The 25,424-nt window shown below is 47.9% G+C and carries 22 protein-coding genes, 1 other RNA gene and 1 pseudogene; 15 read left to right on the top strand and 9 right to left on the bottom strand.

Features of this window, described 5'->3' with window-relative positions:
- Positions 1-2 precede the first annotated feature (2 nt).
- The 7 genes from atpA to ffs form a co-directional block, all read right to left on the bottom strand.
- Positions 3-1,514 carry a F0F1 ATP synthase subunit alpha gene (gene atpA / locus HAL07_RS00170; protein WP_053941890.1) on the bottom strand — a complete coding sequence of 504 codons (1,512 nt, stop codon included), beginning with the start codon at positions 1,512-1,514 and terminating at the stop codon, positions 3-5.
- A gap of 17 nt (positions 1,515-1,531) precedes the next feature.
- Positions 1,532-2,062 carry a F0F1 ATP synthase subunit delta gene (locus HAL07_RS00165; protein WP_053941889.1) on the bottom strand — a complete coding sequence of 177 codons (531 nt, stop codon included), beginning with the start codon at positions 2,060-2,062 and terminating at the stop codon, positions 1,532-1,534.
- On the bottom strand, positions 2,059-2,571 hold the full coding sequence (locus tag HAL07_RS00160) for a F0F1 ATP synthase subunit B family protein (protein WP_202903456.1): 513 nt from the start codon (positions 2,569-2,571) through the stop codon (positions 2,059-2,061). The genes HAL07_RS00165 and HAL07_RS00160 overlap by 4 nt, the downstream gene beginning before the upstream one ends.
- An 8-nt stretch (positions 2,572-2,579) precedes the next feature.
- Positions 2,580-3,005, bottom strand: coding sequence for a F0F1 ATP synthase subunit B family protein (locus tag HAL07_RS00155; RefSeq protein ID WP_053944713.1), 426 nt, complete (start codon positions 3,003-3,005; stop codon positions 2,580-2,582).
- A gap of 62 nt (positions 3,006-3,067) precedes the next feature.
- Positions 3,068-3,688 carry a biotin--[acetyl-CoA-carboxylase] ligase gene (locus tag HAL07_RS00150; protein ID WP_053944712.1) on the bottom strand — a complete coding sequence of 207 codons (621 nt, stop codon included), beginning with the start codon at positions 3,686-3,688 and terminating at the stop codon, positions 3,068-3,070.
- On the bottom strand, positions 3,688-4,596 hold the full coding sequence (fmt, locus tag HAL07_RS00145; protein ID WP_053944711.1) for a methionyl-tRNA formyltransferase: 909 nt from the start codon (positions 4,594-4,596) through the stop codon (positions 3,688-3,690). The genes HAL07_RS00150 and fmt overlap by 1 nt, the downstream gene beginning before the upstream one ends.
- Positions 4,597-4,623: 27 nt before the next feature.
- Positions 4,624-4,721, bottom strand: an RNA gene (gene ffs / locus HAL07_RS00140) — signal recognition particle sRNA small type.
- A gap of 70 nt (positions 4,722-4,791) precedes the next feature.
- Between ffs and HAL07_RS00135 the strand changes: the two genes are divergently transcribed.
- Together HAL07_RS00135 and HAL07_RS00130 are read left to right on the top strand one after the other, a co-directional pair.
- Positions 4,792-6,168, top strand: coding sequence for a COG3014 family protein (locus tag HAL07_RS00135; protein ID WP_053944710.1), 1,377 nt, complete (start codon positions 4,792-4,794; stop codon positions 6,166-6,168).
- Positions 6,169-6,214: 46 nt separating this feature from the next.
- Positions 6,215-7,135: an LPP20 family lipoprotein gene (locus HAL07_RS00130; RefSeq protein ID WP_053941883.1), complete on the top strand. Its 921-nt coding sequence runs from the start codon at positions 6,215-6,217 to the stop codon at positions 7,133-7,135.
- Positions 7,136-7,261: 126 nt separating this feature from the next.
- On the opposite strand, the pseudogene HAL07_RS08100 reads toward HAL07_RS00130, so the two are convergent.
- Positions 7,262-7,339: pseudogene (locus tag HAL07_RS08100) on the bottom strand (hypothetical protein); the annotation flags it as partial.
- 195 nt (positions 7,340-7,534) lie between these two features.
- Between HAL07_RS08100 and HAL07_RS00120 the strand changes: the two are divergent.
- The 8 genes from HAL07_RS00120 to HAL07_RS00085 are packed head-to-tail and all read left to right on the top strand — an operon-like array spanning position 7,535 to position 16,855.
- On the top strand, positions 7,535-9,214 hold the full coding sequence (locus tag HAL07_RS00120) for a 30S ribosomal protein S1 (RefSeq protein ID WP_053944709.1): 1,680 nt from the start codon (positions 7,535-7,537) through the stop codon (positions 9,212-9,214).
- Between the two features lie 8 nt (positions 9,215-9,222).
- Positions 9,223-9,717, top strand: coding sequence for a hypothetical protein (locus tag HAL07_RS00115; protein WP_053944708.1), 495 nt, complete (start codon positions 9,223-9,225; stop codon positions 9,715-9,717).
- Between the two features lie 9 nt (positions 9,718-9,726).
- A complete protein-coding gene (serA, locus tag HAL07_RS00110; RefSeq protein WP_053944707.1) occupies positions 9,727-11,304 on the top strand; it encodes a phosphoglycerate dehydrogenase in 1,578 nt (525 codons plus the stop codon).
- Positions 11,305-13,137 carry a menaquinone biosynthesis decarboxylase gene (locus tag HAL07_RS00105; RefSeq protein WP_053944706.1) on the top strand — a complete coding sequence of 611 codons (1,833 nt, stop codon included), beginning with the start codon at positions 11,305-11,307 and terminating at the stop codon, positions 13,135-13,137.
- Positions 13,127-13,783 (top strand): YggS family pyridoxal phosphate-dependent enzyme, encoded by a 657-nt coding sequence (locus HAL07_RS00100; protein ID WP_053944705.1) that lies wholly within the window; start codon positions 13,127-13,129, stop codon positions 13,781-13,783. The genes HAL07_RS00105 and HAL07_RS00100 overlap by 11 nt, the downstream gene beginning before the upstream one ends.
- A gap of 8 nt (positions 13,784-13,791) precedes the next feature.
- Complete coding sequence (prpD, locus tag HAL07_RS00095; RefSeq protein ID WP_053944704.1) at positions 13,792-15,198, top strand: 2-methylcitrate dehydratase; 1,407 nt, start codon at positions 13,792-13,794, stop codon at positions 15,196-15,198.
- A 30-nt stretch (positions 15,199-15,228) separates the two neighbouring features.
- Entirely contained in the window at positions 15,229-16,095 is an 867-nt protein-coding gene (locus tag HAL07_RS00090) for a pirin family protein (RefSeq protein WP_053944703.1), read from the top strand.
- The gene (locus tag HAL07_RS00085) at positions 16,085-16,855 is read left to right on the top strand and encodes a type IV secretion system protein (protein WP_053944702.1); all 771 of its coding nucleotides are present in this window, start codon (positions 16,085-16,087) and stop codon (positions 16,853-16,855) included. The genes HAL07_RS00090 and HAL07_RS00085 overlap by 11 nt, the downstream gene beginning before the upstream one ends.
- 3 nt (positions 16,856-16,858) lie before the next feature.
- On the opposite strand, the gene gatB is transcribed toward HAL07_RS00085, so the two are convergent.
- On the bottom strand, positions 16,859-18,298 hold the full coding sequence (gatB, locus tag HAL07_RS00080; RefSeq protein ID WP_053944701.1) for an Asp-tRNA(Asn)/Glu-tRNA(Gln) amidotransferase subunit GatB: 1,440 nt from the start codon (positions 18,296-18,298) through the stop codon (positions 16,859-16,861).
- Positions 18,299-18,366: 68 nt separating this feature from the next.
- On the opposite strand from gatB, the gene hemH reads away from it, so the two are divergent.
- The 5 genes from hemH to murI all read left to right on the top strand — a co-directional run bounded on the left by hemH (position 18,367) and on the right by murI (position 24,999).
- Positions 18,367-19,353, top strand: a complete 987-nt coding sequence (hemH, locus tag HAL07_RS00075; RefSeq protein ID WP_053944700.1) for a ferrochelatase — start codon at positions 18,367-18,369, stop codon at positions 19,351-19,353.
- Positions 19,354-19,402: 49 nt separating this feature from the next.
- Positions 19,403-20,032 (top strand): SoxW family protein, encoded by a 630-nt coding sequence (locus HAL07_RS00070; protein ID WP_053944699.1) that lies wholly within the window; start codon positions 19,403-19,405, stop codon positions 20,030-20,032.
- The gene (gene ccsA, locus HAL07_RS00065) at positions 20,022-22,832 is read left to right on the top strand and encodes a cytochrome c biogenesis protein CcsA (RefSeq protein ID WP_053944698.1); all 2,811 of its coding nucleotides are present in this window, start codon (positions 20,022-20,024) and stop codon (positions 22,830-22,832) included. Before HAL07_RS00070 ends, ccsA begins: the two co-directional genes overlap by 11 nt.
- Before the next feature lie 116 nt (positions 22,833-22,948).
- Positions 22,949-24,250 (top strand): transcription termination factor Rho, encoded by a 1,302-nt coding sequence (rho, locus tag HAL07_RS00060; RefSeq protein ID WP_053941870.1) that lies wholly within the window; start codon positions 22,949-22,951, stop codon positions 24,248-24,250.
- Positions 24,247-24,999 (top strand): glutamate racemase, encoded by a 753-nt coding sequence (murI, locus tag HAL07_RS00055; RefSeq protein WP_053944697.1) that lies wholly within the window; start codon positions 24,247-24,249, stop codon positions 24,997-24,999. Before rho ends, murI begins: the two co-directional genes overlap by 4 nt.
- Positions 25,000-25,424: the final 425 nt, after the last annotated feature.

The following is a 25,424-nucleotide window of genomic DNA, read 5'->3' as shown; positions in this document are numbered from 1 at the left end:
CCCTAGAGAGAAAAGCCTAGCTTAAATTCTTCAATGACACTTTTAAGCATGGATTCTAAATCCTTGTCAAGGGCTTTTTTTGTGCGGATGTCCTCTAGGATATTAGGATATTTAGACTCCAAGAAAGGATAAAGACTAGATTCAAAATCCACGACTTTTTTTGCCGGGATGTCGTCTAAAAAGCCCTTAACCCCCGTGTAAATCATCACAATTTGTTTTTCAATGGGTAGGGGCGAATAGGGGGGTTGTTTCAACACTTCCACCATGCGCTGTCCCCTCTCTAGCTGTTTGCGGCTGGCCTCGTCTAAGTCGCTGGCAAATTGTGAGAAAGCTTGCAATTCGCGATATTGCGCGAGGTCTAGGCGCAAAGTGCCGGCAACTTGTTTCGTGCCCTTAATTTGTGCCGCCCCACCCACACGAGATACAGACAAGCCAACATTGATTGCCGGGCGGATACCGGAGTAAAAAAGGTCGGTTTCTAAGAAAATTTGTCCGTCCGTGATGGAGATCACATTGGTGGGGATGTAGGCGGACACATCGCCGGCTTGGGTTTCAATGATGGGCAGTGCTGTGAGCGACCCGGCCCCCTTGTCATCGCTCATTTTAGCGGCGCGCTCTAGCAATCTAGAGTGGATGTAAAACACATCGCCGGGGAAGGCCTCACGCCCGGGGGGACGGCGCAAAATCAAGGAGATCTCGCGATAAGCCACGGCGTGCTTACTCAAGTCGTCATAAATGATCAAAGCGTGCCGCCCTTGATCTCTAAAATATTCCCCGATGGTAACACCGGCATAAGGGGCGAGGTATTGCATGGCAGGCGAGTCGGAAGCGGGGGCATTGACCACCACGCTGTACTCCATCGCGCCGTATTCCTCTAATTTACGCACCACTTGGGCGACGGTGGATTCTTTTTGCCCGATCGCCACATAGATACAGATCACATTTTGGTCTTTTTGGTTGATGATCGTGTCGATCGCCACGGTCGTTTTACCGGTTTGTTTGTCCCCGATGATGAGCTCCCTTTGCCCGCGTCCGATGGGCACGAGCGCATCGATGGCTTTAATGCCCGTTTGCAAAGGTTCATGCACGGATTTGCGATCCATAATCCCCGGGGCTTTCTGCTCCACGAATCTAAAGGTGTCCGCCTCAATCGCCCCCCGCCCGTCAATGGGCTCGCCCAAAGTGTTGATGACCCTCCCCACCACAGCATCGCCTACGGGCACTTTCATCAGTTGTTTGGTGCGTTTGACCGAAGTGCCCTCTTTAATGTCTTTGCCCCCACCCAGCACAATCACCCCAATACAGCCCTCCTCAAGGTTGGAGGCAAGCCCTCGATCGCCTGTATCAAACTCCACGACCTCATAAGACATCACATCTTTGAGCCCATAGACTTTTGCCACACCATCGGCGTAGGCGATCACGCGCCCCACTTGGGTGATGTTGATGTCTGGGGTAAAATTCTCAATCCGCTCTTTGATAATGGTACTGATTTCTTCGGCTTTTAATTTTAACAATCTGTCTCCTTTGTGTTTTACACCGCTTGCATGATGTGCTGTTTAAGTTGGTTAAAATAGTTTTCTTTGTAAAAGGCGATCTCCACCTCCAAATCGGGGATGATCAAGCGCATGCCCTCTTTGTTTTGGTGCAAGGCTTTGAGTTTGAGCGAAATATTAAAATGCGCGGAAGCCTTGCTGGCAAGCTGTTGTACCTGCTCTAAAGAAATCTCTTGGTTGCTGTAAAGATAGCCCTGATAGATGTTTTCCTCTCTTTGGGCTTGTGTTTTTAGCGTGTTATAAATGAGAGGCAAGAGATTCAAGCGTTTATGCAAGACCAATAAGCGGATTAAATTATGCAACTTGTCCTCTTTGCACTCTAAAAAACTCTCTAAAATCTCTTGTTTGAGGCTATCGGGGTAATGAGGCGAGGAGATCACTTCTAAAAAATCAGGGTGGTTATAAAGGGCGCAAAGGGCTTCTAGGGCCTCCATCGCTTGGGCGAGCTCCTGCGGGTTTAGGGCCTGTCTTAAAGCTTGGGTGTATTTGTTGGCGATCAACTCTATCATTTAGCGACTTTTTGGTGGATTAGATGCATGTAAGTGGGGGTAGCAAACTCGGCCTTAGCTCCCTCAAAGAGATCGCCCAGCACTTCGGCGATCGCCTCTTGTTGCACGCGCTCGCTCTCTTTTTCCTGATTAATTTGGTGGTTTCTAATCAGTTTCTCAATGGCGGTTTTAGATTGCTGGTCGGACTTTTGGGTGAGCAAATACGCCTCCTGTTTGGCGTTAGAAACGATTTGGCTGGCCTGTTGCTTGGCCTCTTCAAGCGCTCTTAAAGCCTGTTCTTTTTCCTCTTTGGCGGCTTGGCGCTCCTCTTGGAGTTGTTCTAGGCTTTTAGAAATTTTCGCCCGCCTTGTGGCTAGGATATTCTTAAAGGTGTTGGCGGTGCAGTACCACAAAATCCCCATAAACAAAAGGAAATTGAGGATCCGCATCACAATGTCTGTATGCCCCAAAGGCGCGGCCACCGCCACACCCCCAAAAACCATAACCCCGAGCAAAACGCGCTGTAACAAAACTAACCTTAAATTTGAGATATTTTAAGTTTTAACAAAGCCTCTAAAGCGGGCAAATCACGGGCTAATTCTAGTTTCAAATTACTTTTACTTTCCTTTAATGCGATGCGGGCCTGCTCGGCTTGTTTTTCTAGCTCCTCTTCCTTTTGCGCCACGACCGATTCGTAATTGGCCCTTGCGTTGTGAAGCGCATCTTGCAAGATTTTATCCGCCTGTGCGCGGGCATCGTTAAGAATATTTTGGGCCTCTTGTCGGTGGGCGGCCACTTCTTGGTGGAGCTGCTCGATGTTGCGCTTGTCTTTTGTAATCGACTCTTCGCGCTTATCCATATAGTCTAACAGGGGGCGATACACCTGCAAATTGAGCAAGACTAATAGGGCAATAAACGATACAAAAACCACGGCCATCAAATAGACATTGATCGAAATGCTCATGCGCTAAATCCTCTTGGTTGTAAAAAGCCCTTATCCTAGCACATTTAAGCTTGTAGGTGGCTTTAGCGGTTAGAGTAATAAACTTGCCCCGCAATCTCAAGCCCGCCATCTGGGCGCATTTTAGCGCAAGAGAGCGGGATCAACCCGCTGGGGTGCTTAAAAAATTGTTTGGTGTGGGTGCGCTCAAAGTCTCGTGTGTAGTTTTGAAAAACATCCGCCCAAGTCGGGGCGTTTTGCACCTGTGCCAAGAAAGTTTGCAACACCTCCTTAGCGCACACAGACAAAGCGGCGTGTTGGTGCGCGCGGATATTTAAGCCGATGCCACAAATGACTATGTCTTTATGAATTTGGCTCATCACCCCGCCCACCTTCGCCTCTTTGACATATAGATCATTGGGCCACTTGAGCCACACCTCTTTTTGCCCCAACGCATGCAAGGTTTGCTTAAAGAGATAGCCAAAGTATAGACTAAAACTTTGTTGAGGCGTGTTGCGATCCATCAAGAGCGCAAACGAGAAAGTCAAAGCCTCATCCACGCTCTCCCACACTTGCCCGCGGCTACCCACGCCCGCACTTTGCGCTTTGGCCCACACGCAAATGGGGGGCTTTAGCCGCGCGTTTTTAATCTGCTCGACTAGATAGATTTGCGTGGAGGGTAAGCTTGCAAACTCTAAAACTTGCATTAGCTTAAAATGTCCCCCACTTTTAGGCGTTTGCCACTGAGATACGCCTTTGCCCCGACCTTTTGTTTGCCCGGGGCTTGCAGTTGGGCAATTCTCAAAACGCCCTTAGCGCACCCAACGAGCACCCCCTCGCCATCTAGGGTTAAAATCTCGCCCTCTAGGCGTTGCTCCTCTGTGCTTAAAAGCTCTAGGCCAAAGAGTTTTAGCCCGCTTGGCAAAAACACCCCGGGCCATGGGTAGTAGGCCAAGAATTTTAAATACACTTGGCGGGCATCGCTAAAGTCTATGAGCCCATCGGCCTTGCTGATTTTCTTACAATAAGTGGCTTGGCTGTGATCTTGGGGGGTGGGGGTGGTGTCCTTGAAATTTTTAAGTACGCTCACCATAAGCTTGGCCCCCAAGAGGGCTAGCCTTGCGCCTAAATCTTGTAAATTATAATCTCTGTCCTTTTCAAAAGAAGCCACACCTAAAATGCCGCCCTCATCCATTTTGGCGTTCATTAAAATCACGCTCACACCAAAGGTTTTTAAGTCGTGCAAAATCATTTCTTGCATGGGGCTTGCTCCCCTAAACTGGGGTAAGATCGAGCCGTGTAAGTTTAAACAAGGCGCAAGGTCTAGCAAAGCTTGGGGTAAAATCTTGCCATAAGCCACAACCACGATCATTTGTGGGTTTAACTTGGCGATGGCTTGCAAGGCCTCTTCATCGATTTTGGCAGGCTCTAAAATGGGGATATGCGGGTGGTTTTCTAAAATAAAGCTCTTGGTTGCGCTGTCTTTAGGGGTATAATGTCTGCCAAAGGGTTTGCTAGGCTGGGTTACAAGCCCAACAATCTTAAAGTCCTCTAAGATGAGTTGTTGCAACACCACACGGGCAAATACAGGCGTTCCCATGAACAAAACACGCATTTTTAAAACTTAAAGGTGGTTTAAAGCCCCTTCTCAGATGGCTAAGGCACACAAGATATTCAGCTGCTCTGCTGTGTTCCCACCCTGAAGCGTTGTCTAAAAACCCCGTTGCATAGGTCTAAGAAAAGGCAAACCAAATTATCTTATAGGTTTGCTTACATTTTGATAAAATGACTAAAAGGTTTAAGGGTGTCGATGAAGAAAATTTATATATGGGTTTTTGTGGCTGTTGTAGTGGGTTTGCTGGTGGGTTGTACGGGCAATCGCGAGCAATTTCAACGCTTTGATCAGATTTATTACAACGGCGCGCAATTTTCAAACGCCTATCTATTTTCTAAAAAGATGGCGAAAAAGGATCACAGCAACGCCTTATTGTGGGATTTACAACAGGGCATGAGCGCGTTGATGGCCGGGCAATACTCCAAATCCATCAAAGCCCTAGATGTGGCCGAGTTGCGCTACGATCACCACCACAACCTCTTTAGTCGGTCTTTGGGCAATGTGGGGGCGGTGTTGGTAAATGACAATGTCAGGGCTTATACGGGCAATATTTATGAGGGTGTTTTTCTTAATTATTATAAAGCAATTGATTATCTCTTGATGGGCGATGCTAAAGACGCGCGGGTGGAGTTTAACCGCGCCAACGATCGCCAAAGACGGGCTAAAGAATTTTACAATAAAGAGATTCGCAAGGCGATTGAAAAAATGCAACAACAAGGCTCCAGACACCTCAATGCCGAGCAATCCAACGACCAAGTGCAAGAAATCCTAAACAATGAATATTCTAATTTAAATGATTTCTACGCCTACAACGACCTCATCAACCCCGTGGTGTCCTACCTTTCAGGGCTGTTTTTTGTGGAAAACAACGACTTGAATAAGGGGTTAGACTACCTTAAAGAAGCCTATGGCATCAGCCACTCCACCACCATAGGTGAGGATTTAATCTTTTTCAACAACCCCACGAGCGCCCACTTCACTTGGGTTTTTATTGAAGATGGCAAGCAGGCGACAAAGCAGGAATTTAAAATCAACATCCCATTGCCCTTGCCTAATGGGATTTACGATGCGAGTTTAGCCCTCCCGCAACTCAAAGATGGCACAGACTTTAGAAACTCTTTTAGCGTGCAAATAGGGCAGAAACATCAAAAATTTGAAAACTTATTGCTCTTGGACGCGCTCATCGCCAGCGAGTTTAAAAAGCAACTGCCCTACATCCTCACAAGGGCGATCACCTCCACCGCCATTAAAGTGGGGCTTGAAGCCGTGTCTAACCAGTACTTGGGCGTGCTTGGGGGGTTGTTTTCCTCCATTTATGCGGCAGCCAGCACCTCTGCTGACATCCGCTCTCCTACGATCTTTCCTCACAAGTTTTACATTTTGCGCCTCAAAAACACCTACAAGCAACCCATCCACATTTTAGCCGATGGACAAGAAATTTTTAACTTTAAGTTTGTGTCTTGCCAAATAAGCACCCCCGCAGTAGGGGCCAAAGCCTTTTGCGCTAACCAAGACCATGTCTTATACATCCGCAGTTTTGAAAACTATGGACATGTGTGGGATTTGTGGTAAATTGTCTATCTTGTGTTAAAATGGGCTTTTTTACTAAGGAGTTTGGATGCTTTTGAAAAAATCGTGGATTTTATTAAGCTTGCCCTTACTGTTACAGGCCGTGCCCCACTGGTATGAGAAAACCCCCGATAAACCCCAGTTTTTCTATGGGAGCGGGGCAGGCGACGACAAAGAATCTGCCAAAGAAAAGGCGTTAAATGATTTAGCCAGCAACATCTCGGTGCATGTGTCCTCACTGACCACCAGCACCACCACGAGAAATAACAGTAGGCTAGACAAGAAAGCCAGCCAAAACATTAAATTGGTGGTCGATTCGATTAAATTTGTCCATGTCGAGACAGACAAGCAAGAGTGCCATAGGGACAAGTGCTACACCCGTGTGCGCATGGATAAAAACATGTTCTTAAATCTGCTCTCCAAGCGCTACGCCGACCTTTACAACACTCTAAGCCCTTTTAAACCCGCCCAAGGGTGCCACGGGATTTTCATTAAAGAAAAACAGCAGATCCAAAGCCTCTTAGACAAAATGACCCCCCTGCAAGAGATTTTAAGCGCTTATGGGCGGGCCTCAGCCCCCCTCACCTCGTATAAAGAGCTCATTAAAGCCAATAGCCCCAAACCCAAAGCGCAGATCGTTTTTGCCAATGGGTCAGACGCTGAGGTGGTCGATGCACTCACGGGGCAGTATGCGCGCTTTGTGGATCAAACCACCGCCCCGGGCTTTTACACCATCAACAATAAAATTTTTACCAGCGAAGGTGGGGGGCAGTTTCACATTGGGCTTGACATCAATATTAAAAACTGCCAAGGAGACATCATTTACTCCAAGCACCTAAACGCCGACCAGAGCACTCGTGGGGACGCGATTGAGCGCATCAAGGCGCAAGCGTTCAAACAAATGCGCAATTACCAAAACGGCGTGGGCGCGGGCACGGCTGATGTCAATTCCGACAACATAGATTTTTAAAAAGGGGGTCAATCTCTCCAATCGGTCATCCGCATTTTTAGGGTTTGTAGGTAGGGGCGTGGTTTTTGGAAAGTGGGTTGCGTGCGTTTTCTTTGTGGTAGGCTAGAGCACAGAATTTAAGGGGTCTTAGCGCGCCATGGTTAAAGAGAAACGGGCGACAAACTCGTTATCCTTGCGTCCCCAGCCCTCAAAGTGTTCGTTAAAACCCCCAGCGGTTTAAAACCGAATCCAACACCATTTTTAGGTATTGTTCTTGGTTGTAGGTGGTGATGATTAAAGACACGCTTTTAAAGTGGGCGTTTCTAAAAGTGCAGGTGTTGTTATTTATGTTACTTTTTTTGCCAATTATCAGGGAATAAAGGCTATAATTATACCCAATTTTGTTTTGAGAAGGGTGTTATGAATAAAGAATTAGAGTCTCTAGGGAGCCAAAGCGAGATCGAATCTAAAGAGTTCCAAGATTACATGCAAGGGTATATGCAAGCAGAAGAGGTGGAGCAAAAAGGCGCGCTAAGAGACGGTGTTGTGGTTTCTATCAACGAGCAAGAGGATTATGCAATGGTGAGCGTGGGGGGCAAGACAGAGGGGCGCTTGCCTTTGAGCGAAATTAGAGATGCACAAGGTCAGTTGCTTTTTGCACTCAACGATCCCATCCAAGTTTATGTGTCTTTAAGAGGAGAGCGCCCCAGTGTGTCTTATAAGCGGGCCTTGGCGTTTGTGAAAAATCAAGAAAAAATCCAAACTTTAGGGGCGGATTTTAAAGACAAATTTGTAGAGGGCAAAATCGTTAGAGAAAACAAGGGCGGTTATGTTGTCATCGATCATCAGGGTGTGGAGTATTTTCTTTCCAAGGCGCAATCCTCTTTAAAACGGGATGCCAAGCACATAGGCAAACACATTAAAGCCTGCATCACGGCCATTGACCCTGAGAGCGCCTTGATCTCTGTTTCGCGCAAGCGCTTTTTTGAGGTGTATAGCCGATACCAACACGAGCAATCCCAAAAGCTTGTCGAATCGGGCGCAATCTATACAGGCGTGGTCAAAAGCGTGACAAGTTTTGGCGTGTTTGTGGAAGTGGAGGGCGTGGAGGGCTTGGTGCATTACACCGAGATCACGCACAGAGGCTCAACCAACCCCGCCAAACACTTTAAAGAGGGCGATGTGGTGCAGGTCAAAGCCCTATCTTATGATGAGAAGAAAAAACGCCTCTTGCTCTCCATTAAGGCCACAATGGAAGACCCTTGGGAGGAAATCCAGACAAAATTAAAAGTCGGTTACGCCATTAAAGTCGTGGTGAGCAACATTGAGAATTACGGCGTGTTTGTGGATATTGGCAACGACATTGAAGGCTTTTTACACATCTCTGAAATCTCGTGGAATAAAGATGTCAAGCACCCCAGCGACTACCTAGAGCTCAACCAAGAAATCGATGTCAAAATCATCGAGATCGACAGCAAAAACCGCCGCTTGAGGGTTTCGCTTAAACAACTCTCTGATAAACCCTTTAACGATTTTGTGTCTAAACACCACGTGGGCGATGTAATCGAGGGCAAGGTCGCCACTTTAACGGATTTTGGAGCTTTCATCAACTTAGGGGGCGTGGATGGCTTGTTGCACAACAAAGACGCATTTTGGGAGCAGGACAAAAAATGCAAAGAACATTTTAAGGTCGGGGATGTGGTGCAAGTCAAGATTTTAAAAATCAACAAAGAAGATGAAAAAATCTCTTTGGAGATGAAGTTTGCTAAACCTTCTCCTGTCGAAACCTTTAGCCAAAAGCACCGCGTGGGCGACATCGTTGAGGGCACAATCGTGGGCATGAAAGACTTTGGGGTCTTTGTGGGCGTGGAGGGCATTGATGTCCTCATCAAATCTGAAGATCTCCACCCCTTGAAAAAAGAAGAGCTTAAGATGGGGGATGTCATTACGGGTGTAGTTGTGGCGATTGAAAAAGCCAATAACCGCGTGCGCGCTTCTGTGCGCCGCCTAGAGCGCAAGAGAGAGCAAGACCAGTTGCACGCTTTCAACTCGAGCGACACCAAGATGACCCTAGGGGATAAAATCAGCGGGAAATTCTAGCTTGATCGATGGAAATCGCCAAGTTCCGTGTGTTTGTGTTGTGGCTCGTGGTGGCTGTGGCTTTGGTTGTAGCCGCCTTTTTGGGCTACAAGATGTATAGCGCTCACCACCCCACAGCCCACAAAGAGCACGCAGCTCAAGATCACCTAGCACCCCTCAAAGCCGCCTCCCACGCAGAGAGCGCGCCCGCGCAGATAGATCAGGTGTCCCCGCCCGCAAGCCATTTAGGCACGCAGCATAAAACCCCTTCTTTCATCTACCCCTCCATAGAAAAAAAGATAGACATTGAGTTTTTAGACAACGCCCAGACTCGCAAGTTGTTGGTTAAAAATTTAGACAGCTACAAACTCTTTTGTTTGCACGAGGTCCTTAAGGCCGAACACATCGAATTTGCTTTAGATAAAAAAAAGACACACACAACTTTAATCATCTACTTGCCCCATGCCACCAAGCGGTTTTTAGAAGATTTGAAGTACTACCAAATTCCCTACCAACTCGATTAAGGAAGTGCCATGCCCAAAATTGCCATTTGCGATCCCATCCACCCGCAGGGCCTAGACCTTTTGCACCGACAAGCGGATTTAGAGATCGCCGACTTCTCTTGCCTTGAAAAAAACGCGTTGCCTGAGGCCATTAAAGATGCCGATGCGCTCATCACCCGCAGCATGACTCCCATAAATGCTCATTTACTGGCTAACGCTACAAAGCTTAAAGCGGTGGTGCGTGCTGGCGTGGGCGTGGATAATGTGGATTTACCCTACTGCTCGCAAAGGGGGATTGTGGTGATGAATGTCCCCACCGCCAACACCATCGCGGCAGTGGAGCTCACGATGGCGCACATGTTAAACGCCATCCGCCGTTTCCCCGGCGCAAATGCCCAACTCAAGCACGATAAATTGTGGAGAAGAGAGGATTGGTATGGCACAGAGCTTTATGGTAAAAAGCTAGGCATCATCGGCTTTGGCAACATCGGCTCAAGGGTGGGCGTTAGAGCCCTTGCCTTTGGCATGGAGGTCATCACCTACGATCCTTATATCCCTAAATCCAAAGCCACAGATTTAGGCGTGCTCTACACGAAGGACTTTAAAGACATCCTCGCTTGCGACATCATCACCATCCACACCCCCAAGAACAAAGAAACGATCAACATCATTGACAAAGAACAAATCGCCCAAATGAAAGAGGGCGTGGTTTTGATCAACTGTGCTAGAGGGGGGCTTTACAATGAAGAGGCGCTGTATGAAGGCTTAAAATCTAAAAAAGTGCGCTGGTTGGGCCTAGATGTTTTTAGCAAAGAGCCGGGCACTGCCAACCCGCTTTTAGATCTAGACAATGTCTATGTAACCCCACACATTGGAGCAAACACCTTAGAATCGCAGGAGCAAATCGCCAAAGAAGCCGCCCAAGCCGCCATTCAGGCTTTAAGAGGGAGCAGTTATCCGAATGCCTTAAATATCCCTGTGCAAGAGGACATTGCCACTTATGCCAAGCCTTATTTACAACTCGCCCAAAAGCTAGGGTTCTTTTGTGCGCAGGTGCATAAGGGGGCGTGGAGTGCCTTAGAGCTGACCTTAGCCGGCTCGATTTGTGAATACGGCAATTCTCTACTCACCTTTGCCCTAATGGGGCTTTTAAAGCCCACTTTGGGGGATAAAATCAATTATGTCAATGCCCCCTTTATCGCTAAAGAGCGCCAAATCCACTTGACCACCAAAACCCTAGAGGATGCGACCCCCTATACAAACTTCATCACTCTGCAGTTAAGCGCGCCGGGTTATAGCACCCAAATTAGCGCCACCGCCTTTGGCGATGACCTTTTAAAAATCACCAACATCGACGGCTTTGAAATGGATGTCAAACCGCAGGGCACGATGATTTTATTTAAAAACACCGATAAACCCGGCGTGATCGGCAATGTGGGACACACCCTAGCCAAGCACAACATCAACATCGCCGACTTTAGGCTCGGGCGCAACGCCAAAGCCGAAGCCCTAGCGGCGATCTTAGTGGATGCGCCCATCAGCCCCGCGATTTTACACGACCTACAAAAAGTCCCGCATTGTTTGGGCGTGTCCTTGGTTTCTATCTAGTTGCAACGACTCATCGCCAAACTTAAATCCCATCACGCGTTGCGTGTCCTTGACACGCCCCTAGACATTTGCCTAGAAATCCCCCACATCGCCTACATTGAAGCCAAAAAGCCACACGGGGGGCAGGCCTTGCTCTTCACACGGCCTAAAAGGGGCGATGCGCTCTTAGACATCCCCGTTTTAATGAATGTCTTTGGATCGCAAGAACGCCTAGAGCTTGTCATTAACCGTTCCATAAAAGATTGCCAAGCGCAACTAGAAAACTTGTTAAACCTACAAAAACCCAAAAACTTTAAAGACCTCTGTAACTTGACTAAAAGTCTTTTAAACTTGCGCTTTAGCTTGCCTAAAATTTGCAAGAACCCCCCACAAAGAGAAGTTTTTAGGGGAGATCAAGTGGATTTAAACAAACTGCCGATCCTAACCACTTGGGAAGACGATGCCGCCCCTTTCATCACCATGGGGCAGGTTTATACCAAGAGCCTTGATCACAAGCACCGCAATTTAGGGCTTTACCGCTTGCAAGTGCAGGGCAAAAACCGCCTAGGCCTGCACTGGCAAATCCATAAGGACTCGAATCACTTTTTCCACGCTTACAAAAAAGCGGGGGAGAAAATGCCCGTGAGCGTGGCGATTGGCGGGGACGCGCTTTACGCGTGGTGTGGGCAAGCCCCTTTGCCCTATGGGGTGTTTGAATTAGCCCTTTATGGTTTGATTAGGCGCAAGCGGGCGGTGCTTGCCCCGTGTTTGGCTAATCCGCTTTGCGTGCCTGTGGATGCAGACATTGTGCTTGAGGGCTGGGTGGATACAAGCCATTTAGAGCCAGAGGGCCCCTTTGGCGATCACACCGGCTTTTACACCCCAAAAGAGCCCTACCCTGTGTTAGAAGTGCAGACGATGAGTCTAAAACCAAAGCCCATTTACTTAGCCAGCGTGGTCGGTAAGCCTCCCTTAGAGGATAAATACATGGGCTATTTCACCGAAAGGCTGTTTTTGCCCCTGCTTCAAAAAAGCGCGCACGGGCTCATTGATTATCACATGCCAGAAAATGGGGTGTTTCATAATTTAATTTTAGCCCAAATTGCGCCCAGCTACCCCGGGCACGCGCACCAAATCATGCACCACTTTTGGGGCACGGGGCAGATGAGCTTTGTCAAACACGCCATTTTTGTCGGCCCGAGTGCCCCTAAACTTATGGACTACCCAGCCCTTTTGACGCACATTTTAGATCACCTAGATTTAGAAAAAAGTCTTCTTAGTCAAGGCGTGTGCGATGCACTCGATCACGCTAGCCCCAACTACGCCTTTGGGGGCAAATTAGGCCTAGTGGCCCTAGAGCCTAGCCCACACCCCAAAACTCCCCTAGAAAGCACAGAGCTTTTAAAACGCCTAAAAGAGCGCATCTCTCAAGTGCAAGATGTGCAACAATACGGACTAGAGAGCAAAAACCCGATCGCAATCGTGGGCGTGGCTAAAACCGCGCCCCTAATCCCGCTTTTTAACAATCTAAAAGCCCTAGCCCCCCATGTCAGTGCCCTCATCTTTGTGGATCACGCCAAGAACGACTTAAAAAATCCCTACATGCTTTTATGGCGGATCGTCAATAACATAGACGCAAAGCGAGACATTTGGCTAGACCCCCCTTTAATTTGCATAGACGCGACCGACAAGGGCGCGCTAGAGGGGCATTTAAGGGAGTGGCCTAAAGAAACGGACTGCACCTTAAGCGTGCTTGAAGGGCTGGCTAAAAAGGGGCTCATCCCGCCTTTAAGCGACCCGCTCTATCACAAATACCACATTTACAACTCCCCGAAAGGTGCCCATGGAGCTTAGAAAACGCCTTGATGGGCTTTTAAAACGCATTGAAAAAGCCCGCCTAGCCTATAGCCGCCACCACATCGTGCAATTAGTCGCTGTGTCTAAATACGCCAGCCTAGAGCAGGTACGGGGTTTATACTCTTGCGGGCAAAGAGCCTTTGGGGAAAACTACATCCAAGAGTTTCAGCGCAAAGCCTTGGGCTTACAAGATTTGCCCCTAGAGTGGCACATGCTAGGCCCCCTGCAACACAACAAAATCAACAAGCTTTTAGAGTTAAAACCCACCCTGTTGCACAGCTTGCACTCTTTGAAGCTGGCCCAAGCGATCAATGCTAGGGCGAAAGAGCCCCTAAACGCTTTGTTGCAGGTGAATATCGCTAACGAGGCGCAAAAAAGCGGGGTGTGTTTGGAAAACGCTCTGGAAACCTATCAGCAAATTAGCCAAACTTGCCCGCAAGTGCGCCTACAAGGCTTAATGGCGATGGGACCACTTGGGGGAGATGAGCTACAAAGCGAAAAAGTCTTTAGCACAGCTAGGGACTTGTTTAATAAACTCCCCAACGCCAAGATTTTATCCATGGGCATGAGTGGGGATTTTGAGCTTGCCATTGCCTATGGGGCTAATTTAGTGCGCTTAGGCAGCGCAATTTTTCAAGACTAAGGATTTTTATGCATAGCACGGATGCAGACACTCTTCTTCAAAATTTGGCCGACTACATCGCTCAAGAAACCTCTTTTTCTCAACAAGCTTTGCAAAGCGCACGCTTGAGTCTCATAGACTCTTTGGCCTGTGCTTTAATGGCGTTAAAAGACCCCGAATGCACGAAGTTATTAGGGCCTAGTGTCCCCGGAGCAGATTTTAGAAAGCTTGGGGCAAAAGTGCTAGGCACGGCTTATCAGCTTGAGCCTGTAAGTGCGGCGTTTAATGTGTCTTGCATGGTGCGCTGGCTAGACTTTAACGACACTTGGCTAGCCAAAGAGTGGTGCCACCCCTCGGATAATTTGGGGGCGATTTGGGCGTTGGGCGATTATGTAAGCCGTGTGCGCCTAGCCCAAAATAAAACCCCTTTCAAAGTTAAAGACATTTTAAACGCCATGATCAAGGCCTATGAAGTGCAGGGGGGGTTGGCTTTATGCTTTTCTTTAAAAGATAATGGTTTAGATCACACTTTATTGGTGCGCTTGGCAAGCGCGGGCGTAGGGGCTTGGATGCTTGGTGGGGAAAAGGGAGAAATTTTAAGCGCACTTTCGCACGCGTTCATCGATGGGGGGAGTTTGCGCCTTTTCCGCCACGCCCCTTTTGATGGCACAAGACAAGCTTGGGCGGCAGCGGATGCGTCTAGTCGTGGAGTGCGCTTGGCCTTAATGGCCTTAAAAGGGGAGGCCGCCTGCGTCAAGGCCCTTAGTGCCCCCACTTGGGGTTTTGAAGCGGTTTGCACCCAAGAGAGTTTAAAAATAACCCGCCCGCTGTCTAGCTATGTGGTGGAAAATGTCTTGTATAAAATCTCCTACCCCGTGCTCCTTGCCATCCAAACCGCCGTGGAGTGTGCCTTGATTTTGCATAAAGAAGTGTCTAAGAAAACCAAAGAGGTGGATCAAATCCTTTGGATCACCCAAGAATTGACAAAACAAGCCCTTGAGCCCAAAAAAGCACAAGAATCCTTGCTCTATCCCGTGCTTTACGCTCTGCTCTATGGGCATTTAGATGCCCACTCTTGCGTGCAAGCCAACAAGACAGACTCCCGCTTAAACAAATGGGCCACATGTGTCAAGGTGCAAACAAGCCCCACATACACCAAAGAGGCCACAGAACCTAGCAAGCGCGCAACCGCCAACGCTTTGCAAGTTTTCTTTAAAGACGGCACAAGCACCCAAAAAATCGAAGTGAAATACCCCCTGGGGCACCGCTTTAGAAGAGAAGAAGGTCTAAAAGCCTTGATGCAAAAATGTCAAAACGCCTTAAAAGAGGTCTATCCACTCAAAAAAGTCACCCAGATCGAGTCGCTTTTAAGCGACCAAGAGCGTTTAGAGGACATGGACTTTTCTTGCTTTTGCGATTTATTGGCCTTTGTGTAGGAGAATAAATGATCTTTAAAAAGGGGATCTATGAAAAAAGTGGCGCAAATTTATAAAGCCCCGCCCAAGCATTGGGTGGGCGATGGGTTTTATGTGTCTTCCATGTTTTCTTACAACGAAACTGATAAAAACATCGATCCTTTTTTGCTTTTAGACTACAACGCCCCCTACCATTTTAAAGGGGGTGGAGGGGAGTCTGGCGTGGGATCGCACCCGCATAAGGGCTTTGAAACGGTGACCATCGCCTATAGTGGCGAAGTGGAGCATGCCGATTCGCATGGGGGAGGGGGGATCATCGCCTCCGGGGATGTGCAATGGATGACAGCAGGTTCTGGCATTTTGCACCAAGAGTTTCACTCTAAGAAGTTTGCTAAAGAGGGCGGGGTGTTTGAAATGGTGCAACTTTGGGTGAATTTACCCAAAGCGCATAAACTCACCCCCCCTAAATACCAAGCGATCCGTGCACAAGAAATCCCAAGCGTCGCCCTAGAGGGCTCAAGCAAGGCGCGAATCATTGCAGGAGAGCTAGACGGCATCAAGGGTCCAGCAACCACCTTTTCTCCCATCAATCTATGGGATTTAAACCTTAAGGGGTCCTTGCATTTACCCATACCAAAAGATCATAATCTTTTAATTTTAGTGCGTGAGGGGCTGGTGGCCTTAGATCAACAAGAAGCGGGTGCGCAGCAGCTCATCACTTTTCAAAAGGGCGGGGAGGGGGTGCGCCTTGAAGCTTTAAAGCCCTCTAGTGTGTTGGTTTTAACGGGCTTGCCCCTTAACGAGCCTGTCATCGGGTATGGCCCCTTTGTGATGAACACAAGAGAGGAGATCAGCCAAGCCCTTGCCGACTTGCAAGCCGGGTTATTTGGCGAACTCAAGGCCGGGTATGGAGGATAAAGGCGGCCCACTCAAAGAAGAAATCATCGCCGAGTTGTGGGCAAAAATCCAAGCAGAGCAAGCCAAATTTGAAAAGGACATCACAAGCAAGATCGAGAGCTTGGCCTTACAGAATTTGGACTTAAACAGCGTGTTTCGCATTGAAAGGCGCAACAGCGCATTGGCGTATAAATTAGTCGTACTGCTTAGTTTTATTAGTTTGGCCCTGATTGTGGCGTTGGTGATGCTCTTGCCCCTAAAGAAAACCGAACACCACTTTATAGATTTTGCTAACCAAGACAAGCATTACGCCATTATCCAAAAAGCCGATGGCAATTTAGCTAGCAATGAAGCTTTGGTGCGCTCTTTGGTAGGGCAATACATTTTAGATAGGGAGTCTATCAACCATATAGATGATCAAGACCGCTACGAGCTCGTGCGCCTGCAAAGCGACTCGCAAGTGTGGCAGGTCTTTGAAAGCCTTGTGGCTTCTAAAAGCAGCATTTACACCGCTAAGAAGCTGGCTAGGGATATACACATTGTCAATATTGCCTTGCTCAAGCAATCCAAAGAGCAAAACATCGCCCAAGTGCAGATCGTCGCAAAACTCTTTGAAGGGGGCAAGCCCCTTTCTGAAAAACGTTACAGCATCGTTTTAAGTTTTGTGTTTAAGCCCCTGCCCACCTTTGACACCGCTATGATGCCTAAAAACCCTACGGGCTTTCAAGTTACCCGTTACAGCGTTACTGAAATGCAAAATCTCAAAACGCTCAAACCCTAAGAATCATTTATTTAATTCTTGTTTTAAAAGGCTATTGACGAGGCTGGGGTTAGCGTTTTTAAGTTTTTTTAACACCTGCCCAACAAAGAAGCCAAAAAGTTTTTCTTTTCCGCTTTTATACTCAGCGACTTTGTCGGTGTTGCTCTCTAGCACCTCAGCGATGGCTTTTAAAAGCGTGTTTTCATCTCCCACTTGCGCTAACCCTAGTTTGTCTATCAAGACATCGATGTCTTTAGGGTTTGCGCTTGTTTGCGTCATCAAAGCGTCTAAAATCTCTTTGCCCGCCTTGCCTGAAATGCGCTGGCTGTCGATGCAAAGCACCAGTTGGGCTAGAGTTTCTGGCTTGATGGGGCAATCTTGCAAGGTCTGCTCGCCTTGAAAACGCCCCAACAGCTCCACACTAAGCCAAGTGCAACTGCCCTTTGCGCTCGCCCCTAGCGCGAGCATATCCTCAAAATAGGTCGCCAGCTCTAGGCTACCAACTAAAGTGTTTGCCTCCTCCGCCTTAAGCCCCAAACTATTGATGTAGCGTTCTTTTTTTGCCTCGGGGAGCTCTTTAATGTTGCGCCCCTCTTGCAAAAGTGAATCGGGGATATGCACGGGCCTTAAATCGGGGTCAGCAAAGTAGCGGTAATCAGCAGAACCCTCTTTATTGCGCATGGATTGCGTGATCCCTTTAGCGGTGTCAAACAAGCGAGTTTCTTGCACGACTTCTTTGGCATATGTCCCCCTTTCAAACGCCTCAATTTGGCGCTCCACCTCATACTCAATCGCTTTTTGGATAAATTTAAAGCTATTCAAGTTTTTAATCTCCACCCTTGTAAGGAGCTTGCTCTCGCCCTTGGGGCGGATAGACACATTGGCATCGCACCTAAAATTGCCCTCTTGCATGTTGCCATCGCAAATGTCTAAAAAGCACACAATGGCGTGCAGTTTCTTTAAGTAGTTGATCGCCTCGGTACTGCTCCTCATATCAGGGCAACTCACAATCTCTAAAAGGGGCGTGCCCGCGCGGTTTAAATCCACCTGCGAGTGGTTAGCAGCGTGGATATTCTTGCCCGCGTCCTCTTCTAAGTGTGCGCGCTCAATGTTAATGCGCTTGATCCCCTCAGCGCTCTCTATGTCTAAATACCCGTGCGCCACTATGGGGCGATCAAACTGGGAGATCTGATAAGCTTTGGGCAAGTCGGGGTAAAAGTAATTCTTGCGGGCAAAGACACTCTCTTGCGTGATGGTCGCGTTAATCGCCGTGCCAAAGGCAATCGCCTTTTTCACCGCCTCGGCATTTAGCACGGGCAAAGCCCCGGGCAACCCTAGGCACACGGGACAAGTGTTGCTGTTGGGTGTGTCCTTAAAGCTTGTGGGGCAAGCACAAAAAATCTTGGTCTGGGTGTTGAGTTGGGCATGTACTTCTAGCCCGATGATGGTTTCAAACATGGCAATCCTTAGATCATGGCATAAAGGCGCATTTTACCATGCAAAAATGGCAAATCATGGCATAATAAAAGCTTATGTCAAAAATTTTAGATACAAGCAACACACGGCAGGAAGCCGTTATCCTTTTAAATATGGGCGGACCAAATAATCTCTACGAAGTGGAGGTTTTTTTAAAGAATATGTTCAACGACCCGTGCATTCTACCCATACAAAGCCCCTTTTGGCGCAAGCTCTTGGCCTCTTTTATCGTAAAAATGCGTAAAGAGAAGTCCAAGGCCATTTACCAAAAAATCGGGCACAAGTCCCCCATAGGCGATTTGAGCGCCAAACTCACCCACCGCCTAAACGCCCTAGATCCCACCCGCCACTACACCTACGCCATGCGCTACACCCCCCCCTTCGCGCCTATGGTCTTTGCCGAGCTCAAAGCTCAGGGCTTTAGGTCATGCTTGCTCTTTTCTATGTATCCGCAATACTCCACCACCACCACGCTATCCTCCATACAAGACGCTTTAAGGGCACTAAAAGCTATAAAATTTAGCCCCGCTTTAACTTGCATTGATCGCTTTTACACGCACGCGCCCTACAACCAAGCCATCGTCCAGAGCATCACAGACACGATTAAAGGGCATAACCCTAAAGAGTTTGTGCTGATTTTCTCCGTGCATGGCTTGCCTGAAAGCGTGATCAAACAGGGCGACCCCTACCAAGCCGAGTGTTTGCACCATGTGAGCCTTTTAACGCAACAGCTCTTGCCCCTTCGTTTTAAAAAAATCGTTCTCAGTTATCAGTCTAAAGTGGGGCCCATGAAGTGGCTTGAGCCAAGCACGCAAGACACGATCGCCACCCACCGCAGAGATAAAATCATCATTTATCCCCTAGCCTTTAGCATAGACAACTCTGAGACCCTTTATGAGTTGCAGATACAATACAGGCTAGATGCGATGCGCCTAGCCGTGCCAAAATTCTTGGTCTGCCCGTGTTTAAACGACAATCTGGGCTTCGCGCAGGCGGTCGTGGATTTGGTTTGCAACGCCCCTAGAAAGACTCTAAGCCCATGATTGATCAAAAAAAGCTACAATATCTCCATCCCAACAAAAAGGTTTAAAAGTGCGTCCATTTTTTTTAATTCTTCTTTTGGCTCTTTTCCACCACTTGGCCCTTGCCGATGACAAAGTCGATGAGAGCATGCTAAGTTCAGGGGCAACCTCGCCCAAAAGTGTTTTTGAAGAAAGCAATAATTTTGACAAGCAAAGTTACGCCGGCTTGGAAGACATCTTTCAAGACACACAGAGCATCAGTACGCATGGCAAATATATGCTGCTGGTTTTTGGCAAAAATGGCTGCTCTTATTGCGAAATGTTGAAGCAGGATTTGAAGCACTATTCTAACCTACGCAACTACATCAAAGAGCATTTTAGCGCCTACTACATCAACATCAGCTACTCCAAAATGCACCACTTTAAAATTGGGCCGACAGACAAACCCAAAGAAACCATGCTAAACACGCAAGACCTCTCCTCAATTTATGATGTCAGCTCCACCCCCACGCTCGTTTTAGCCGACCCCACGGGTAAGACCATTTACGAATTGCCCGGCTACATGCCCCATGTGCAACTTCTAGCGGTGCTGGAGTTTGTTGGCAAGGGACTTTACAAGGATTTAAACGACAAACAATTCATTGAGAAATTAAGGGCGTATATCCTTAAAAAAACACAAGAGGCTAAGAATGCAGGTTAAAAGAATCTTTGGTTTTTTCTTCGGCTCTTTTTGGGTAGCGATCCCGCTTTTAATGGTCTATGCGACCGCCTGCGCGCTGGCGACTTTCATTGAAAACGACTACGGCACGCCCGCAAGCCGCGCGGTGGTGTATAACACTTGGTGGTTCAGTGCGTTGCATGTGTATTTGTTGCTGGTGATCATAGGCACGCTCATCACCTCCAAGGCGTGGCAGAGGAAACGCTACGCGAGTTTATTTTTTCATAGTGCCTTGGTGTTCATCATCTTGGGGGCGGGGGTTACCCGCTTTTTTGGCTTTGAGGCGACCATGCACCTACGCACCAACCAAACGAGCGACAAAATCACCACCACCAACAGCTATTTAAATTTAACCCTTAGCAAGGACCAAAACCCCCCTTTGCACTTTTCGCTAAAAAGCACCCTTTCGCCCTTCTCCCGCTATTTGCCTACACAAGAAGTGATGGCTTATGGCAAGCCACTACGCCTAGAGCCTGTGAGCGTGCATAAAATGACCCCTGAAAAAAGGGATAATAAGGCGTTGTTAGAGATCAAGCTAAGTTATGGGGGAGATAGCCACACTTTGCATATTTTGGGCGGACAGGGCATAGAAAGCCAAGATGAAAAGACCACTTTAGATGGCATGCACATTGCGCTCAACTGGGGCGTAACACAGCGCACCTTGCCCTTTAAACTGCATTTAACCCGCTTTGAGCTCACGCGTTATCCCGGCTCTATGAGTCCCTCCTCTTACGCCTCCCAAGTAGAGGTTTTAGACAAAAAGGGGCAGCTTGTCATGCCCTATAAAATTTTTATGAACCATGTTTTGGATTATGGGGGGTATCGCTTTTTCCAATCCTCCTATGACACAGACGAGCAGGGCACAATTTTATCGGTTAATCGTGATCCGGGCAAAAATTTAACTTATTTGGGTTATGCCATGCTCATGGCAGGAGCGCTTTTCTTGCTCTTTAGCAAACAAGGGCGTTTCCAAAGGCTTTCTCGTTTTTTAAAAACTCAACACATCGTGCTTTTCTTATGCGCACTGTCTTTGGGGGCACTCGCGCACGCTGATGAGGGCAAAATTGACATGCACGGGGGCAAGAGTAGTCCCACCCCCACTCCCTTAGACAAAATGGCAAAAGTGCATCCCAGCACTGCCCAAATCCACGCCAAAATCTTGCAACGCTTTAAGGATTTGAGGGCACACGCACAAGGACAACTCACCCCCTTTGCCCGCTTGCAGGTCCAAAGCTTTGAGGGGCGTATCAAGCCTTTAGACACCTTGAGCATGGAGCTCATCCACAAAATCACTAAAGAAGACGGCTTTAAGGGCATGGACAATTTGCAGGTGATGCTAGGGATGATGCTTTATCCTGACGATTACAAAAACATTAAAATGATCTACACCTCCACGCCCAAACTTAGAGCCTTGTTAGGCACGCCCATAAACCAAAAACGCATCGCGTTTTTAGATGTCTTTGGGCCACATGGTTATAAACTCCAAAATTATGTCGAGGAAGTCAATCAAAAAGCCCCCAAAGACAGAGACGAGTTTGACAAGGACGTTTTAAAGCTCGATGAGCGGATCAATCTCGTGTATATGATCTTTAGCGGGAGCATTTTAAAGATTTTCCCCGATGCAAGCGGCAACACATGGTTAAGCCCTGCCGATGCGATCAAAAACGACAACATCAAAATCTCCACCGAAGCCACGCACTTTTTAAAGGATTTATTCAAGGGCTTTGATTTGGGCGTGGATAGCAACCAATGGGAGGAAGTGCATAAGACTCTAAACGCCCTGCTTGCCTACCAACGGGCACATAGCAAAATCGCCCTAAGCCCGGGGCGGGTGGATTCTGAAATTCTCTTAAACCACAGCAACTTTTTTCACACCCTCATGCTCCCCTATTTGCTCTTGGGTGTGGTGCTTTTAGTGGTGGTGCTTGTCGCCATCTTTAAAAATAAACCCGTACCTAAATTCTTACACATCAGTTTTTACAGCCTATTGTTGCTCTGTGGCTTGGCGCACAGCGTGGGCCTTGCTTTACGCTGGTATGTGAGCGGGCACGCCCCCTGGAGCAACGCCTATGAGTCCATGCTCTATATCTCTTGGGCGGCTCTTTTAGCGGGGCTCATTTTGCGCTCCAACTTGGCGTTGTGCGCTTCTAGCTTTTTAGCCGGCATTGCTTTATTTGTAGCGCATTTGGGCTTTATGGACCCACAAATTAGCAACCTCGTTCCCGTGCTAAAATCTTACTGGCTCAATATCCATGTGTCGATCATTACGGCGAGTTATGGCTTTCTGGGGCTCTGCTTTGTTTTGGGATTACTCACCTTGCTGTTGTTCCTCTTAAGGAACGAAAAACGCCCCCACATCGACTCGAGCATTTTAGCCCTAAGCGCACTCAATGAAATGGGCATGATCATGGGGCTTTTATTGCTTGCGGTGGGCAACTTTCTTGGCGGGGTGTGGGCAAACGAGTCTTGGGGGCGTTACTGGGGCTGGGACCCTAAAGAAACATGGGCGCTCATCTCCATTGCTGTGTATGCGATCATTTTGCACTTGCGCTTTTTGCGCTTTGAGTTCATGCCCTATGTGTTTGCGAGTGCTAGCGTGATCGGCTTTTACTCCATCTTAATGACCTATTTTGGGGTGAATTACTATTTATCGGGCATGCACAGCTACGCTGCGGGCGACCCCTTGCCGATCCCCACTTTCCTTTACCCTTTAGTGGCCAGCACTTTTCTTTTGGTCTTTGTGGCCGGCTTGAAGCGCAAATTGCCGATGGCAAAGGTTTAAAAACCTTGACTTTTAGGGCGTTTTACATTAAAATTTGGGTTTTATTCACTACTTTTTTATGTTTAGCTTCCCTAAAATGAGGCTTTTAATTGTCTAAACACAGCATAAGGATCGTAATGGCGCATGAACACCATAAACAAAAGACCCACACCCCTGTGAGCGGATATCGCATTGAAGAATTGCGCGCCCAGCCCACAGAACGGCTATTAGAAATCGCTAATGAGCTGAAAGTTGAAAATCCGCAAGAGTTTAAACGCCAAGATTTGATGTTTGAAATCCTTAAAAATCAGGTTTCACAAGGCGGATACATCCTCTTTACGGGGATTTTAGAAACCGCCGGGGATGGGTATGGGTTTTTGCGTGGATTGGATGGGAGTTTTTCAGACAACCAAAACGACACTTATGTGAGCCACTCGCAGATCAAACGCTTTGCTTTGCGTAATGGCGACATTGTGACCGGACAAGTGCGTGCGCCCAAAGATCAAGAAAAATATTACGCTTTGCTAAAGATTGAAGCGGTCAATTACCTCCCCCTAGATGAGATTAGAAACCGCCCCCTCTTTGACAATTTAACCCCCTTATTCCCCACAGAACAGCTCAAACTTGAGTATGAACCCACCAAAGTTACAGGGCGCATGCTCGATTTGTTTAGCCCGATGGGTAAGGGTCAAAGGGCACTCATTGTTGCGCCGCCACGCACAGGTAAAACGGAGCTGATGAAAGAGTTAGCGCATGGGATCACCTACAACCACCCCGAAGTGGAGTTGATCATTTTATTAGTGGATGAGCGCCCCGAGGAGGTGACCGACATGCAAAGGAGCGTGCGTGGACAGGTCTTTAGCTCCACCTTTGATTTGCCCTCCACCAACCACATACGCATCGCCGAATTGGTCCTAGAGCGGGCGAAAAGGTGGGTAGAAATGGGTAAGGATGTGGTGATTTTGCTAGATTCGATCACGAGGCTTGCACGGGCTTATAACGCCATCACACCCTCTAGCGGCAAGGTCTTGAGTGGAGGCGTGGATGCCAACGCTTTGCATAAGCCTAAACGCTTTTTTGGGGCGGCGCGCAACATTGAAGAGGGGGGGAGCTTAACCATCATCGCCACCGCTTTGATTGAAACAGGCTCGCGCATGGATGAGGTGATTTTTGAGGAATTTAAAGGCACGGGCAATAGTGAAATCGTGCTGGCACGCAGCATCTCTGATCGGCGCATTTATCCCGCCTTTGATGTACTCAAATCGGGCACGCGCAAAGACAATATTTTACTTGGCAAAGACACCTTGACGAAAGTTTGGGTGCTTAGAAATGTGATGCAACAGATGGACGATGTCGAGGCGTTGAATTTTATTTATTCTAAAATGCAAACCACAAAGGACAATCAAGAGTTTTTAAAACTCATGCAAGAGGGTTCTTGAGGGTAGGTGTCTTTGATAGCGGAGTGGGGGGCTTAAGCGTTTTAGAAAGCCTACTTAAAGCCCGCTTATTCGAGCACATTATTTATTATGGCGACACCGCCCGCGTCCCCTATGGTCCTAAAGACCCCACCACCATTGCTAAATTCTCCCTAGAGGCCCTAGACTTCTTTAAACCCCACAACATTGACATGCTGGTCGTGGCGTGCAATAGTGTGAGCGCGTGGGCCCTGCCGGCCATGCGTGCAAAAGCGCAAATCCCCATTGTGGGCGTGATCGAGGCGGGGGTGCTGGCCATCACGCAGAGCACGCCCAAAGACACGCCCATTTTAGTTTTAGGCACGAAAGCGACCATCGCTTCAGGGCGCTACGCAAGGGAGCTGGGAGCACAGGGCTACACTTGCGTCAATAGCCTAGCTGCGGGCTTGTTGGTGCCCTTGATTGAAGAGGGGGTTTTAGAGGGTGCCTTGTTAGAGGCATGCATGGAGTACTATTTTGCGCCCTTAAAAGTTGCCCCGGCCGTTGTGGTTTTGGGCTGTACGCATTTTCCTTGGATCGCTAACAGCCTGCAAAAATATTTCACCAGCCGCTTTAAAACCCCCGTGCGCTTGGTGCATTCAGGCGAGACGATCGTGGCGCGTTTAAAACAGGTTTATCACTTAAAAGCCCACACCCACACGCAATTAGAGCTCTTTGCCAGCGGAGATAAAGAGCTTTTAGAGCAATTAGCCAACCCCCTAAAAGCCCTTTAAGCCCCCGATTTTTCGCCCAGATCACACAAACCCTATTTTGCTATAGCTCTTAAGAAAGTCCTTAAGAAAGTCCCACTTAGGGAACACAAAAAAACCCATCACTTAAAGCTCTAGGGTAACGACAATGCTAAATCAAAAAGAACACAAAATGCCCGAGTATAGCACACATCAAGGCATAATGTCAATTTTAAGCCACAAAAGGCAATTGGAACATTATAACACGCTTTAAGCAAACCACGAGCAGTAAAACCCCCCAATCTAAGAATTTTTTTAAAAAACACATGCCCAAGCCCCTCCATGCCACAGAACCCCAACCTGCTAACGACTGGCGTTAAATGCTTTTAACCCTTGTTTTAATCTTTCTCTTGGCTAGACTACAACCCTACAAAACAAAAAAAGGAGCAATATGCTAAGAGCCATTCTAA

It is taken from the genome of Helicobacter ailurogastricus, from assembly GCF_001282945.1.
In the GTDB taxonomy this organism is placed as follows: Bacteria; Campylobacterota; Campylobacteria; order Campylobacterales; family Helicobacteraceae; genus Helicobacter; species Helicobacter ailurogastricus.
This window is presented reverse-complemented; position numbering and strand designations above follow the sequence as displayed.

What these genes read in the sequence shown, in the direction of transcription:
- HAL07_RS00165 (WP_053941889.1), bottom strand. Translation starts at nt 2,062, where the DNA reads ATGATAGAGTTGATCGCCAACAAATACACCCAAGCTTTAAGACAGGCC.
- HAL07_RS00155 (WP_053944713.1), bottom strand. Translation starts at nt 3,005, where the DNA reads ATGAGCATTTCGATCAATGTCTATTTGATGGCCGTGGTTTTTGTATCG.
- HAL07_RS00150 (WP_053944712.1), bottom strand. Translation starts at nt 3,688, where the DNA reads ATGCAAGTTTTAGAGTTTGCAAGCTTACCCTCCACGCAAATCTATCTA.
- fmt (WP_053944711.1), bottom strand. Translation starts at nt 4,596, where the DNA reads ATGCGTGTTTTGTTCATGGGAACGCCTGTATTTGCCCGTGTGGTGTTG.
- HAL07_RS00135 (WP_053944710.1), top strand. Translation starts at nt 4,792, where the DNA reads ATGAAGAAAATTTATATATGGGTTTTTGTGGCTGTTGTAGTGGGTTTG.
- HAL07_RS00130 (WP_053941883.1), top strand. Translation starts at nt 6,215, where the DNA reads ATGCTTTTGAAAAAATCGTGGATTTTATTAAGCTTGCCCTTACTGTTA.
- HAL07_RS00120 (WP_053944709.1), top strand. Translation starts at nt 7,535, where the DNA reads ATGAATAAAGAATTAGAGTCTCTAGGGAGCCAAAGCGAGATCGAATCT.
- HAL07_RS00115 (WP_053944708.1), top strand. Translation starts at nt 9,223, where the DNA reads ATGGAAATCGCCAAGTTCCGTGTGTTTGTGTTGTGGCTCGTGGTGGCT.
- serA (WP_053944707.1), top strand. Translation starts at nt 9,727, where the DNA reads ATGCCCAAAATTGCCATTTGCGATCCCATCCACCCGCAGGGCCTAGAC.
- HAL07_RS00100 (WP_053944705.1), top strand. Translation starts at nt 13,127, where the DNA reads ATGGAGCTTAGAAAACGCCTTGATGGGCTTTTAAAACGCATTGAAAAA.
- prpD (WP_053944704.1), top strand. Translation starts at nt 13,792, where the DNA reads ATGCATAGCACGGATGCAGACACTCTTCTTCAAAATTTGGCCGACTAC.
- HAL07_RS00090 (WP_053944703.1), top strand. Translation starts at nt 15,229, where the DNA reads ATGAAAAAAGTGGCGCAAATTTATAAAGCCCCGCCCAAGCATTGGGTG.
- HAL07_RS00085 (WP_053944702.1), top strand. Translation starts at nt 16,085, where the DNA reads ATGGAGGATAAAGGCGGCCCACTCAAAGAAGAAATCATCGCCGAGTTG.
- hemH (WP_053944700.1), top strand. Translation starts at nt 18,367, where the DNA reads ATGTCAAAAATTTTAGATACAAGCAACACACGGCAGGAAGCCGTTATC.
- ccsA (WP_053944698.1), top strand. Translation starts at nt 20,022, where the DNA reads ATGCAGGTTAAAAGAATCTTTGGTTTTTTCTTCGGCTCTTTTTGGGTA.
- rho (WP_053941870.1), top strand. Translation starts at nt 22,949, where the DNA reads ATGGCGCATGAACACCATAAACAAAAGACCCACACCCCTGTGAGCGGA.